We start from the raw sequence: 14,794 nt of genomic DNA on the forward strand, positions 1-14,794 counted from the left end.
CTTGCACCTGGAAACTCGTAACCGCATCTCGCAAACCCGCAACATTCAACCAAAAACTTTGAACATTGAACATTGAACTATTATCTTTGCACTATGAAAGATTTAATGGGCAGAGCGATCTGGGATTATTATCACAATGACAATCCTGAAGATCTGCAGACTGAAACGTCAATTTCTGAGCTGGATGAACTTCCGGTGGATTATTTATTCAGAGATTTTGAAGAAATGAATGATATTGAGCAGAAAGCACTGCATTTATCCAACGGAAAAGTTCTGGATATCGGGGCGGGTGCAGGTTCTCATTCTTTATACCTTCAAAATGAAAGAAATCTTGAGGTTACCGCATTGGATATTTCACCCAAATCTGTTGAAGTTTGCAAGCTGAGAGGCATAAAAAAAGCAGTTTGTGAGAATATGCTTGATTTCTCCGGAGAAACTTTTGATACTATTTTATTGCTGATGAACGGTACCGGAGTTTTTGAAAGCCTTGCGAAAATTGATACTTATCTTCAGAAACTACATACTTTACTGAACGATGAAGGACAGGTTTTAATTGATAGTACGGATATTCTTTATATGTTCGATCGTGATAAAGATGGGGGAGTGTATATTCCGGCTGGTGGATACTACGGAGAACTGGAATATGTGGTTCATTATAAAGGGGAATCTGAAGAACCGATTACCTGGCTGTATCTTGATTTCAATACCTTGAAAAATGCTGCCACAAATAATGGTTTCAAAATAGAAAGAGTATTGAAAGATGAAGATTCTTATTTAGCGAAGCTTACTAAGAGATAACCAGAAAACCATTCAGGGTAATTGATGATAATTGCTAACATTATCAAGCAAATAATACCTGGTAAGATATAAGAAGCTGCCTTATAAGGTAGCTTTTTTGGTGTAAACAAAACCCATAATACCAGTAAAATTAAAGCACCTACGGCAGCCATGGAAAATTCTGGACTTTTTCTATAAGTAAAAAATCCTTGTATACTTTCCTTATATATGAGTGGAACTAAAAAATTCTGAATAGGTAAAAAGACAATTCCGAAAACAAATGTTAGAATTGCTGCTCCATACTTTTTAAGCTTAATAAAATTCAGTCCTAACAATAAAGCTCCTGGAATTGTTCCCAAAAGTCCTCCAGCAAGTAAGATAAGGTCTCTCGGAAAAAGTTTAACAGCATTCGTATCTTCAGTGATATGATCTTTCCAAAGTTCACGTTCTTCTGTAAATTTTACTTCTTCAGCTTCTTGTTTACGCTGAATTAATTGCTGAACAGCTGTTTTTTCCTGCTCATTGAAAATACGCCCTCTTTCTTCCAGAATTTCAAAAGCTGCCTGAACAGCCTCCGGAACAAAGCGGTTGCCTTCTTTTAAATATCTCTCTAGTTCCTGATTGGAAAGCTTTCTTAAAACATTTTTATTGACCATAAGCTGTCTATAAAAGAAAGGCTGCTTCTCGTGAAACAGCCTGTTATCTTTATAAGGATTTTAATTATCCGATCTCAATACCGTTTTCAACATTGCTGTCATCCGGTGTTACGAAAGATAATTTTCCGTCTGGTTTTGTTGTTAATAATAACATTCCCTGAGATTCAATTCCTCTGATCTTTCTAGGAGCAAGGTTCAGAAGGATCATTACCTGCTTCCCGATTACTTCTTCAGGAGTGAAACTTTCTGCAATCCCGGAAACAACAGTTCTTACATCTACTCCTGTATCTACAGTAAGCTTTAATAATTTGTCTGCTTTTTCTACTTTTTCAGCTTCTAAAATGGTTGCTGTTCTAAGGTCTATTTTAGTAAAGTCATCAAATGTGATCTCTTCTTTCATAGGGTTTGCGTTAGGGTTTGTTTTTTTATTGTTTTGTTTTGTGTTTTCCAGTTTTTGGATCTGAGCCTCGATGACATCGTCCGAAATTTGAGAGAATAAAATTGGAGCATTAGCCATTATTGAATGGCCAGCTTCAATTAATACTTTTGAATTCTCAACTTCAGACCATGTTTTTTGTTCTACATTAAAAATTTTATATAATTTTTGTGCTGTAAAAGGTAAAAATGGTTCAGCTAAATTTGCTAGTGCAACTGAAATTTGAGCTCCAATAAATAATGTATTTTTGGTTTTCTCAATGTCATTTTTAACCGTTTTCCAAGGCTCTTCATTCTGCAAGTATTGATTTCCAAATCTTGCAAGATTCATAAATGCTGTTAATGCATTTCTGAATTCATAATTTTCAAGAGAGTTTCTGATTTCTACAGCTCTTTTGCTGATTTCTTCTAATTCTGGTGCATTTACATCTCCTTCAGGAACTTTTCCTTCAAAGTTTTTGTTAATTAATACTGCAACACGATTAATGAAGTTGCCAAAAATATTAGCTAACTCAGAATTATTCTTAGTCTGGAAATCCTTCCATGTAAAGTTATTATCCTTTGTTTCCGGAGCAGATGAAAGAAGCGCATATCTTAAAACATCCTGCTGTCCGGGGAAGTCTTCCACATATTCATGAGCCCAAACTGCCCAGTTTCTTGATGTTGAGATCTTATCGTTCTCAAGGTTCAGGAATTCAAAAGCAGGAACATTAGCCGGCATGATATAATCTCCGTGTGCTTTCATCATCGAGGGGAAAATAATACAATGGAATACAATATTATCCTTTCCGATAAAATGTACCAGATCGCTTTCTGGACTCTGCCAGTAGTCTTTCCAGTCTTTTCCGTTTTTCTCTGCCCATTCTTTGGTGAAAGAGATATAACCGATAGGAGCATCAAACCATACATATAATACTTTTCCTTCAGCATTTGGAAGAGGAACCGGAACTCCCCAGTTCAGGTCTCTGGTCATGGCACGAGGCTTAAGACCGTCATTTAACCAAGATTTAACCTGTCCGTATACGTTAGGCTTCCAATCGTCTTTATGACCTTCAATGATCCACTCATTTAAAAAGTCTTCGTATTCATTTAATAGAAGATACCAGTTTTTTGTTTCTTTAAGGATAGGAACATTTCCGCTAAGCATTGATTTCGGATTGATCAGCTCAGAAGGAGAAAGGGTAGAACCACATTTTTCACACTGGTCTCCGTAAGCATTTTCGTTACCACAATTAGGGCAAGTTCCTACAATATAACGGTCAGCAAGGAATTCTCCTGCCTGCTCATCAAAATACTGTTCAGAAATTTCTTCAGTGAATTTTCCTTTTTCGTATAAAACTTTGAAGAAATCCTGACTGGTTTCATAATGCTTCTTAGATGTTGTTCTGGAATATTCATCAAATGAAATTCCCAGATCAGAAAAAGACTTTTTGATGATTTCGTGATATTTGTCCACGATATCCTGAGGAGTTACTCCTTCTTTTTTAGCTCTTATGGTAATAGGAATCCCGTGCTCATCTGAACCACAGATAAACGCTACATCTTTTCCTAATCTTCTCTGAAATCTTGCGTAAACATCCGCAGGAATATAAACACCTGCCAAATGTCCTATATGAACCGGCCCGTTTGCATAAGGCAAAGCTGCCGTAATCATCTTTCTGTTTGACATTTATAGTAAAGTTTTAACTGCAAAGATAAGGAATATCTGTTGAATACCGCTATTAGTGGCATTATTATGATGAAGAAAGCGATTTTGAAAGGTTGAATATGAAATTAAGTTAAACAATTGTTTAACATTTTCTTAATTTAAAACAAATATTATGTAATGCATAAGACGTTGTAAATTATTGGATTTTAAAAAACTAACTAAAATAGGTTTCGTAATATACATAATTTTAACTAAAATTATATTAAATTTATAATAATTCTAATTTTTTTTTAAATTGCGAGTCTGGCTCTGGGCCAAAATATGACTGAAAAACGAAACTATAAAAAATAAGATTGTGAAGAATTTTACAACAGTATTAAAAATCGCGCCCGCTTTTTTACTGGCCAGTACAGTAATACATGCGCAGAAAAAAGATTCTCTTCCTCAGGAGAAGAAAATAGAGGAAGTTGTCTTAGTAGGATATGGGAAGCAGAAGAAATCTGACCTTACAGGTTCTATCACTGCGGTCTCTGAGAAAGATTTTAATAAAGGAGCTATTGTATCTGCAGATCAGCTAATCAACGGTAAAGCTCCCGGTGTAAGAATTACTAACGATGGAGGTTCTCCGGATTCAAAACCAAACATCAGGATCAGAGGTGGAGCTTCCTTGAATGCCCAGAATAATCCATTGATTGTAATTGACGGAGTTCCTCTTGATTCCAGTAATCCTGCTGGTGTTGGAAACCCTTTGAATCTGGTAAACCCGAATGATATTGAATCTTTTTCGATTTTGAAAGATGCTTCAGCTACCGCAATTTATGGTTCCCGTGCCTCAAACGGTGTCATCATTATTACTACTAAAAAAGGAGGTGGAAAGCTGAAAATTAATTTAAGTACCAATGTATCGGTAGGTGAAGTAACAAAGTATATGGATGTAATGAAGTCTTCAGACTTCGTCAACTACATCAATACCTACTATCCTCAGTATAATTATAGATTGGGTGTAGGTGGAAGTCCTGACAATCCTACAACTCCGGGACAAATATATGATACCGATTGGCAAAGAGCGATCTATAGAACATCTGTTTCCAGTGATAATAACTTAAGTATTTCAGGAAACTTATTCAAAAAACTTCCGATTAGATTATCATTAGGATATAACAGAACTGAAGGAGTAGTAAAGACCAGTGATTATGAAAGATTTTCAGGGTCTTTGAAAATAACCCCTACATTCTTTGATAACCATTTAAAAGTTGATATTAACGCAAAAGGGATTATTTCCGACTTAAATGCTATTGATGCAGGTGCAGCCATTGGTGGTGCTATTAATATTAATCCAACTTTACCTATTTATTCAAATAATCTTCCATATGGAGTTGACTTTGGAGGCTATTATCAGAATATTGATAATAATAAGAACCCTTATAAAAAAATTGGACAGGATAATCCCGTAGCAGCTTTATTACAGCGTTCTGCGCCTCAAAGGGTCAATAAATTTCTAGGAAATGTTGAGTTTGATTATAAAATGCATTTTTTACCGGATCTTAGGGCTGTATTGAATTTAGGATTGGAATCATCAAAATCTGATCTTAAAACAATATTTGGTAATAACGCAATACAAACTTACAAGTTGCCTACAGATGGTTCAGCACCTTACGTTTTCAATCCTGGTATTGATTATCGTGAAATACAAAATATTTCCAATAAAACGATGGATGCTTATTTGGTATATAACAAAAAGCTTTCAGGATTTATCTCTAATTTCCTGATCCAGGGTGGATATTCATATCAGAATTTCAGAAATGAAGGAGATAAAGATCGTTATAAATATGATGACGGAGATCCGAGCACGGGTTTAAGAGTTCCAATTGTATTACCTTTTTTGAATCCTGAGGATAAATACTTGAATGAATTAAATTTACAATCATTTATTGCCAGATCTAATATTGATCTTTTAAATAAATACCTATTTACTGTTACATTCAGAGCAGATGCATCTTCACTGTTCAAAAAAGATTCCCGATGGGGGTACTTTCCGGCGGTAGGTTTTGCATGGAAACTGAATGAAGAGAACTTCCTGAAGGATGTTTCTTCAGTTAGAGAGCTTAAGCTTAGATTGGGATGGGGGAAAACAGGACAACAGGATATTACCGGTATTGTAGGATTCTATCCATCAAGACCGTTGTTCCAGATTGGAAGCACAAACTCCCAATACTTTCCTGCAATAGGAACTTATAGTGCACTCCCTTTTAATGAAAATCTTACTTGGGAAACAACCACAACAATTAACGGAGGTTTAGATTTCACAATTCTGAAAAATGGTATGCTAACCGGTAGCTTTGACGTATACGACAGAAAAACTACAAATCTTCTGGCTAGAAGATCTATACCACCAGGACAGGGATTGACAAACAGCTTTGTTGATAATGTAGGGGAAATGAATAACAGAGGATTTGAAGCCAACTTAACGTTTACTCCTATAAAAAGAGAAGACCTAAGCTGGAGTATTTCTGGAAATATATCTTATAATAAAGGAAAGGTAACAAAACTTGAATCGGTCCTTCTTGCACAGGATGGGGGGCTTCCTGTAGGCACAGGAACACAGCTGGCATATCATGTGGAGGGATATCAGCCTTATTCCGCTTGGGTATTCCAGCAGGTATATGACAGTGCAGGAAATCCTTTACCAGATGTATATGTTGATAGAAATGGTGATGGTAAAATCAATAACGATGACAGATATTATACCGCTTTAAGACCTAACTGGACTTACGGATTCAGTACTACACTGAATTACAAGAACTGGGACTTGAGTGCTAATTTCAGAGGACAGATAGGAGGTAAGGTATTTAATTCAAGAAAACTAGCACAAGGCTTTAAATCATATGCTGTTCCGCAAAATGATGTGGCTCTGAATAATGTTCTGAATTATACAGCAAATTCACCGTTTATGAATTTGACAGACAATACATATTTTTCTGATTTCTTTTTGGAAGATGCCTCATTCTTAAGATTAGACAATGCTACAATTGGATATCTTGTTAAGAATATGTTTGGCATTACGAATGTTAGAATATATGGTTCTGTAAGTAATGCATTTGTTATCACAAAATATAAAGGACAAGATCCTGAAAACTTCAATGCCATTGATAATAATTTTTATCCAAGACCAAGAATATATACACTTGGTTTCAATTTTAATTTCTAAAATTTAAAATTAGAGAAATGAAAAACATTAAATTTAAAATAAAATTCATTGCAATAGCCTCTATGTTGGCTTTTGTTACTACATCTTGTTTGAATGATCTGGATACAGAACCAAAATATGATTTGACCCTAGAAAATCTATTACAGCAAGATCCCAAAGCAGTTGAAGGATTGCTTTCAAGATTATATGCAAGTTTCGCACTTTCCAGTGTGGAAGGTCCGGATAAATCTGACATAGAAGGAGCTAATGCGGGAGAATCACCTTTTATCAGAGGTATTGTAAATTTGAATGACTTTACTGCTGATGCAATGAAAAACAGGTGGGGGGATAATGGCTTGGATCAACTTACCACTACCACAAACTGGACCAGTAATAATAAATTTTTTAAATATGTATATGATAGAATTTATTATACCATTCCACAGTCTACCAACCTGATCCTGATCATGAAAAAAGGCAATATTAATTATGCTAATAAAGACCAGGTTATTAATGAACTTAGATTCCTGAGAGCCCTCTCTTATTATTATCTGATAGATTTATTTGGAAAAGGACCTTTGGTTACAGATGATAACTTTAACTCAAGTACACCATTACCAGAAACTTCAAGAAAAGATTTGTTCAATTATGTAGAAAGTGAATTGTTGGCAATTGAGGCCCAGCTTCCTCTTTCTAATTCTTACGGAAGAGCCAATAAATCAGTAGTGAGAATGTTGTTGGCAAAGTTATATTTAAATGCTGAAGTTTATACGGGGACAGCAAGATATAATGATGCAGGTACTTATATTACGAAAGTTATTAATGAAGGCGGATATCAATTAGAATCTAATTTCAGAAAAAATTTCTCAGCAGATAATAATACTTCAAAAGAGATAATTTTCCCATTAATTGCAGATGCGGTTTCTAGCCAGAGTTATGGAAATACAACCTACCTTGTTAATGGAAGCTTGAGTACAGAAACAATGGTTTTAGCAAATTTTGGGGCGACTGACGGATGGGCCGGACACAGAGCTACAAAAGCATGGTATGGCTTATTTGGTAATAATGCTACTGATCTTAAGAATAGTAATGATGTTAGAGCGAGATTATTCTGGACTCAGGGGCATCAGTGGGAAATGGATGATTACAAAACCTGGAATAACGGTTTCCCTTCAGATAAATTCTGGAATAAAAATTCTGATGGAACAGGTGGAGCCACAGCTTTCTCATCAACAGATTTCCCTTTATTCAGATTAAGTGATGCATACCTTATTTATGCAGAATGTGCCCTTCGAGGAGCGGCTTCAGCTAATGCAGCCCAGGCTTTAACATATGTAAATCAGGTGAGAGCCAGAGCAGGAGCATCTGCATTAGGCTCAATTACATTACAGTCTGTTCTGGATGAAAGAGCACGTGAGCTGAATTTGGAAGGTGTAAGAAGACAGGATCTTATCAGATATGGAATGTTTACCGGATCTTCTTATTTATGGCCTTGGAAAGGAGGTGTTAAAAATGGTACATCTATTTCAGATAACTATAAAGTGTTTCCAATACCGACAACAGCCCTTCAGGCAAACCCTAATTTAACTCAAAATCCAGGTTATTAATTTAAAAAACTAAAAAATGAAAAAAATATTCAACGTTTTATTAGTGGCTCTGGTAGGTTTATACCTTATCTCATGCTCTAAAGAGGATGATAAACTAGAGTTAAATAACACTTCACAGGCTAAAATAACTTCAGATAAAACTTCTGTAGTACTTGATGAAACGAAGGCAGGACAAAATGCACTGACTGTTACCTGGGAAAATCCAACTTTTACTCCAAGTGTAGGTTTCAACAATTCTCTACAGTTTGCAGTTGCCGGAACCAGTTTCGCAACAAATGTACTCCAGGATCTGCCTTCAGACCAGAAAACGTTCTCACTTACCCATTTGCAGCTTAATAATATCCTCGCTCAGTTAAATGTAGCTCCGGATACCGCTAAGCCTATTGAAGTGAGAATGAGAACTGCATTAAACAGTACTACTTTCTTTTATTCAAACGTAGTTACTGTGAATATGACAGGATATAAACCAAATCCGGACCTTATATATCCAAAGATCAATGTTCCCGGAGGATATGCCGGAGCAGCAGGATATGCAGATTGGGATCCAGCGAACTCACCGAATTTGTTTTCACCTGAGAAAAATGACAAGTACAGAGGCTTTATTTATGTTACCAATCCTAACAGTGAGTATAAGTTTACAATCAATCAAAGTTATACAGGAGATAAAGGAGACGATGGTACTTTTACAGGGAAATTAGTGGAAACAGGAGAGGTTAACATAAAAGCTGTTACAGCAGGAACTTATTATTTAAAAGTAGACTGGGCAGCAAATACCTATTCTGCTACATTAGCAAACTTCGGAGTTATTGGTGATGCAACGCCTACGGGATGGGGATCAGATACTGACTTTGTATACAATCCTGCAACCAAAACCTATGTTATCAATTCAATTGCTTTATCCAATACCGGAGTATTTAAATTCAGAGCCAATGATGATTGGGCAATAAAGTTCCAGCCAAAAGATGCAGAGCAGACTTTAGTTTCAGGGACAGGTGTTCAGACCTATTTAAGCTCAGAGGGAACTGTTACAGGAGATCCTGGATATAAAGTTTCACAGGCAGGTAATTATAAAATTGAACTGGATCTACACAATTCAGCATATTACAAGTTAACCATTACTAAATTGTAAATTAAACTAAACAAACTAAAATAAAGCAAAGTGCTGCTTTACCGCAGCACTTTATTTTTTAAGTTAATAAATAGTCATTATGAAGAAAATTACAGTTGGAGCACTTTTGCTCTCAATGATGTTTACAGGTGTGAAAGCCCAATCTTTAAAATCTCCGGACGGAAAGTTCGAAATGAACTTTCAGCTGAAAGAAGGAGTACCTTACTATAACCTGAAATACAATGGGGCAGTAGTGGTGGAAGATTCTAAATTGGGATTGAGATTATTTAAAGACACAGCCATAAAATTCGCTTCTGAGATTGCCAAACCAGAAGATGCAAAATACGATCTGAACAACGGTTTTGCAAAGACAGATGAAAAAAGAGACTCCAAAAATGAAACCTGGCAGCCGGTTTTAGGAGAAAAGAAAAATTATATCAACCATTACAACGAACTGGCAGTCACCCTGAATCAGGCTTCTACAGACAGAAGTATTGTGGTAAAGTTCAGATTATTCAATGATGGATTGGGTTTCAGATATGAATTCCCACAACAGAAAAACCTTAATTATTTCGTCATCAGAGAAGAAGATTCTGAAATCGATTTCCCTACCGATATGAAGGCATGGTGGATGGTTGCAGATTATGACTCTCAGGAGTATCAGTATCAGGAAACAAAAGTATCCGAAATCCCTTCAAAATGGGATAAAGCATATGATGCCAACGCTTCACAGTCATTGGTGAAAAATGCAGTGCAGTCTCCATTGATGCTTAAAAAAGAAGGAAAAGAGCCATTGTATATTAACGTTGCAGAAGCAGCTGTATTGGATTATCCGGCTTCACACCTTGAGGTAGATGCACAGAATTTTAAATTCAAAACGCATTTGACTGCCGACAGACAGGGAGCGAAAGGATACATTCAGACTCCGTCAGTAACGCCTTGGAGGACAATTATTGTAGCTCCGAAAGCAGAGCAGGTGATGGATTCTAAAATGATCTTCAACCTTAATGAGCCTACAAAGTACACCGATACTTCTTACATTCACCCTACAAAATACATGGGAGTCTGGTGGGAAATGATTATCGGAAAATCACAATGGGCTTATTCTACCGCTGAAAATGTCCATTTAGGTAAAACAGATTTTGCAAAATTAACTCCAAACGGAAAACATGCTGCCAACAATACAAAAGTTAAAGAATATATTGACTTTGCAGCAGAAAACGGATTCCAGGGATTGTTGATCGAAGGATGGAACATCGGTTGGGAAGACTGGTTCGGACATTCAAAAGAGTTTGTTTTCGATTTCATTACTCCTTACCCGGATTTTGATATTAAAATGTTGAATGAATATGCGCATTCAAAAGGAATCAAGCTGATCATGCACCATGAAACTTCAGGTTCTGCGACAAACTATGAAAGATGGGCTGATAAAGCTTTCCAAACCATGAATAAATATGGATATGATGCTGTGAAAACAGGATATGTAGGAGATATCATTCCTAGAGGGGAACATCATTACTCTCAATGGACCATCAACCATTATTATAGAATTGCAGAAAAAGCAAACGACTATAAAATCATGGTGAATTCTCACGAATCCGTACGTCCTACAGGAGAAAGCCGTACTTATCCAAATTATATTTCTGCAGAAGCAGCACGTGGAACGGAATATGAAGCTTTCGGAGGAAATAAGCCGGATCATCAGACGGTTCTTCCTTTTACAAGATGGATGGGAGGTTCTATGGATTACACGCCGGGAATTTTCCAGACAAAACTTGACTATTATTTCCCTGGAGATAACCGTTTTGTAAAAACTACTCTGGTAAAGCAGTTAGCACTTTATGTAACGATGTATATGCCGCTTCAGATGGCTGCGGATCTTCCCGAGAACTACAAAAAGCATATGGATGCATTCCAGTTTATTAAGGATGTTGCAGCAGATTGGGATGATACAAAAATCTTAGCTGCTGAGCCTGGTGATTATGTAGTTACAGCGAGAAAAGCAAAAGGCACTGAAAACTGGTTTGTAGGAGGTATCACGGATGAAAACAAACGTGAGTATACTGTAGACTTCTCATTCCTGGATAAAGGAAAGAAATATGAGGCAACCATCTATGAAGATGGAAAAGATGCCGATTATATCGATAACCCTCAAAGCTATAACATCTACAAAAAAGAGATTACAAGTAAGTCGAAAATTAATTTTAAAATGGTAAGAAGCGGCGGTTTCGCAATTTCAATTAAACCAGTAAAATAATTGTAAAGATACACTAAGGTGCCCCGGTTTATCGGATTTTCGATGGCCGGGGTATTTTTATTTATCCTCTGCGTGTTGAATCAGCTGGGAATATTGATTTTCAGATTCTAATAGTTGTTCCTGTACTTTAACAGGAGTTTTTATTTTCTCTTTATATTCTTTCTGATACTGTTTGACGGTTTTTCCAGTTCCGTCATGTCTCCATCCCGGCGAATAAAAAAGATATTTTAGGCGGTCTTTAAAAGAAATTCCCGGCTGTCTGATATCTTTCCCTATTCTTCTCCATTCATAGAAAAGCATCGTTGCGGGATCTTTGGATTTTATTTTCGGATAAACTCCATATTTTACAGGAACTTCAGGATCTTCTTTTTCAAAAGTCCCGAAAATTTTATCCCAGATAATCAGTCCCATTCCCATATTGCGGTCCAGATATTTGATATTGCAGGCGTGATGTACCCTGTGATGAGAAGGTGTCACCAGGATATATTCTAAAAATCCCATACTTTTAATCGATTGGGTGTGTACAAACGTGCCGTAAATCTGTATAGAAGAGTAGGCTACCAGAATATGCCACGGATGAAAACCCATGAAAGCTAGTGGAGAGAAAAATAAATACCTGTACAACGGCTGAAATACAGGGCTTCTGAATCCCGTGCTGATATTGAAATAATCAGAATTATGATGAGTAATATGTACCGCCCAGAAAACTCTGGAATGATGATCTACATAATGATGAACATAATACGCAAAGTCCTGAGCCAGGAATACGGCAATCCAGTACCAGATCCCCTCCTGCCAGTCGAAAAGACGGTGCTGGTAAAAAAACATCATAACAAATAAGGAGAAACCCTTCATGATGATATCTAGTCCATAATTAAGCAAGGCGAAAAGGACATTTGTTGCTACGTCTTTTGTCTCATATATTTTCTCTTTATTAAAATGACTGTAGGCCATTTCAAGGAAAATTATAGCAGCAAAAACAGGAATTGTCCATGTGTAAACAACATCCGGTCCTTCAGTTTTGAACATATTGCTGAAATCCAACATTTTTTCTATAAAACTAAACATAAAAAGCATGGGAAATTAACTTTGTGCATGAATTTTTTGTGAAAAATTTAATTATTCTTTATAAAAATTAAAATGAAGTCATTTAATCTGATAATCTTATAGAAATGAAGATTAAAAAAAGAGACTTTCCGTTACATTTTTGAACGTATATATGAAAATTTAATGCTAAATTGAACACTAATATGAAGACAATATATGCAGCATTCGCCCTTTCGATAGCTTCTTTTGCTTTTTCCCAGAAAAATCTGGAAAGAGTAGAGCCTGCTTTCTGGTGGAAGGGGATGAAAAATCCTGAACTTCAGATTCTTGTATACGGAAAAGAAGTGGCTAATAACGAGATTACGCTTTCAGATGGCATACAGATCAAAGACATAAGGAAAGTAGATAATCCTAACTATGTTTTTATTACAGTCAATACCAACGAAATAAACGTTCCGAAGTTTGCTATCGATATTAAGAAAGGCAAAAAGAATATGGGTTCATACACTTATGAGCTGAAACAAAGAAATCCGGGATCTGCCGATCGCGAATCTTTTACTTCAAAAGATCTCATGTATCTGATCATGCCGGACCGTTTTGCCAATGGTGATGAGAAGAATGATTCAAGACCGGAGCTTACCGAAAAAGCATATCGCAGTCTTCCCAACGGCAGACATGGAGGAGATCTCCGCGGGATTATCAATAATCTTGATTATATCCAGAATTTAGGAGCTACAGCAGTCTGGCTGACTCCCGTGAATGAGGATAACGAAAAAGTGTATTCCTATCACGGTTATGCTCAGACCGATCTGTATAAAATTGATGCACGCTACGGTACCAACGAAGATTATAAAACATTATCCCAGGAGCTAAATAAGCGAAAGATGATGTTAGTGATGGATTATGTAACCAATCACTGGGGCGGCTCCCACTGGATGATTAAAGATCTTCCTTCCAAAGACTGGATACACTGGTTTGATGAAGGAGAAAAAGGATTTAAACGGTCAAACTATAAAACGACGACACAGTTTGATACCAATGCTTCGGATATTGATAAAAAATATGCCCTGGACGGATGGTTTGATACAACGATGCCTGATATCAACCAGAAAAATCCATTGGTCCTGAAATATCTGATCCAAAATGCTATCTGGTGGATCGAATATGCCGAGCTGGGAGGATTTCGTGTAGATACCTATCCTTACAATGATAAAGACGCCATGGCAAAATGGGCAAAGGCGATTACCGATGAATATCCGAAATTCAATATCGTAGGGGAAACATGGCTGTATACAGCAGCTCAAATTGCCGCGTGGCAGAAAAATTCGAAGATCGGGGCGATAGAAAATTACAATTCAAATTTACCATCGGTGATGGATTTTATGCTGTTTGAAAACATGCCTAAAGCCCTTAAAGAAAAAGAAAGCTGGGATAAAGGAATGATCCGTATTTACGATTCTTTTACCAGCGATTTCCTTTATCCGGATATCAATAATACCCTTGTTTTCTTTGAAAATCATGACACCGAAAGATGGAATGAAATCTTTAATGCAAATCCTGATGCCTATAAAATGGCACTCACTCTGATTTCGACAGTAAGAGGAATTCCACAGATTTATTACGGATCAGAAATAGGAATGAGAGGTGATAAAAAAACTGGTGGTGATGCGGATATCCGCAGGGATTTTCCAGGAGGCTGGAAATCTGATACACAAAACGCTTTCAATCCATCCGCTCAAACTGCGGAGCAGAAAGAATTTTTCCGGTTTACTCAGAAATTATTAAACTGGAGAAAAGGTAAAGACGTGATACATCATGGAAAAACTAAAAATTTCGTTCCTCAGGATGGCGTTTTTGTGTATTTCAGATATAATGAAAAAGAAAGTGTAATGGTGGCCATCAACAATAATGAAAAAGATCAGACGTTAGATCTGAAAAGATTCGCAGAATCACTGAATGGATATACAAAAGGAAAAGAAGTAATTTCAGGAAAAGAAATTTCATTACAAAACAGTATGAATATCCCTGCAAAGACACCATTCATCATTGAATTAGAAAAATAATAATTACCT

At 36.5% G+C, this 14,794-nt stretch carries 9 protein-coding genes; 6 read left to right on the forward strand and 3 right to left on the reverse strand.

Features of this window, described 5'->3' with window-relative positions; genetic code table 11:
* Positions 1 to 93: 93 nt before the first annotated feature.
* Entirely contained in the window at positions 94 to 798 is a 705-nt protein-coding gene (locus RHP76_RS00070) for a class I SAM-dependent methyltransferase (protein WP_062670835.1), read from the forward strand.
* Here the strand turns inward: RHP76_RS00070 and RHP76_RS00075 are convergent.
* Both RHP76_RS00075 and metG read right to left on the reverse strand, forming a co-directional pair.
* The gene (locus tag RHP76_RS00075) at positions 771 to 1,433 is read right to left on the reverse strand and encodes a hypothetical protein (protein WP_062670833.1); all 663 of its coding nucleotides are present in this window, start codon (positions 1,431 to 1,433) and stop codon (positions 771 to 773) included. The genes RHP76_RS00070 and RHP76_RS00075 overlap by 28 nt on opposite strands.
* Positions 1,434 to 1,497: 64 nt before the next feature.
* Entirely contained in the window at positions 1,498 to 3,537 is a 2,040-nt protein-coding gene (metG, locus tag RHP76_RS00080) for a methionine--tRNA ligase (RefSeq protein WP_311229193.1), read from the reverse strand.
* A gap of 334 nt (positions 3,538 to 3,871) precedes the next feature.
* On the opposite strand from metG, the gene RHP76_RS00085 reads away from it, so the two are divergent.
* The 4 genes from RHP76_RS00085 (at position 3,872) to RHP76_RS00100 (ending at position 11,675) form a co-directional block, all read left to right on the forward strand.
* The gene (locus tag RHP76_RS00085) at positions 3,872 to 6,724 is read left to right on the forward strand and encodes a SusC/RagA family TonB-linked outer membrane protein (RefSeq protein WP_311229194.1); all 2,853 of its coding nucleotides are present in this window, start codon (positions 3,872 to 3,874) and stop codon (positions 6,722 to 6,724) included.
* A gap of 17 nt (positions 6,725 to 6,741) precedes the next feature.
* Positions 6,742 to 8,310, forward strand: a complete 1,569-nt coding sequence (locus tag RHP76_RS00090; protein WP_311229195.1) for a RagB/SusD family nutrient uptake outer membrane protein — start codon at positions 6,742 to 6,744, stop codon at positions 8,308 to 8,310.
* A 16-nt stretch (positions 8,311 to 8,326) separates the two neighbouring features.
* Positions 8,327 to 9,439, forward strand: a complete 1,113-nt coding sequence (locus RHP76_RS00095) for a SusE domain-containing protein (RefSeq protein ID WP_311229196.1) — start codon at positions 8,327 to 8,329, stop codon at positions 9,437 to 9,439.
* A gap of 79 nt (positions 9,440 to 9,518) precedes the next feature.
* The gene (locus RHP76_RS00100) at positions 9,519 to 11,675 is read left to right on the forward strand and encodes a glycoside hydrolase family 97 protein (protein ID WP_062670825.1); all 2,157 of its coding nucleotides are present in this window, start codon (positions 9,519 to 9,521) and stop codon (positions 11,673 to 11,675) included.
* 57 nt (positions 11,676 to 11,732) lie between these two features.
* Here the strand turns inward: RHP76_RS00100 and RHP76_RS00105 are convergent, their stop codons facing one another.
* Positions 11,733 to 12,722, reverse strand: a complete 990-nt coding sequence (locus tag RHP76_RS00105; RefSeq protein WP_062670824.1) for a sterol desaturase family protein — start codon at positions 12,720 to 12,722, stop codon at positions 11,733 to 11,735.
* Positions 12,723 to 12,925: 203 nt separating this feature from the next.
* On the opposite strand from RHP76_RS00105, the gene RHP76_RS00110 reads away from it, so the two are divergent.
* Positions 12,926 to 14,785, forward strand: coding sequence for a glycoside hydrolase family 13 protein (locus RHP76_RS00110; RefSeq protein ID WP_288442404.1), 1,860 nt, complete (start codon positions 12,926 to 12,928; stop codon positions 14,783 to 14,785).
* The last annotated feature ends 9 nt before the right edge of the window (positions 14,786 to 14,794 follow it).

The organism is Chryseobacterium sp. SG20098, from assembly GCF_031844745.1.
Classification (GTDB): domain Bacteria; phylum Bacteroidota; class Bacteroidia; order Flavobacteriales; family Weeksellaceae; genus Chryseobacterium; species Chryseobacterium cucumeris.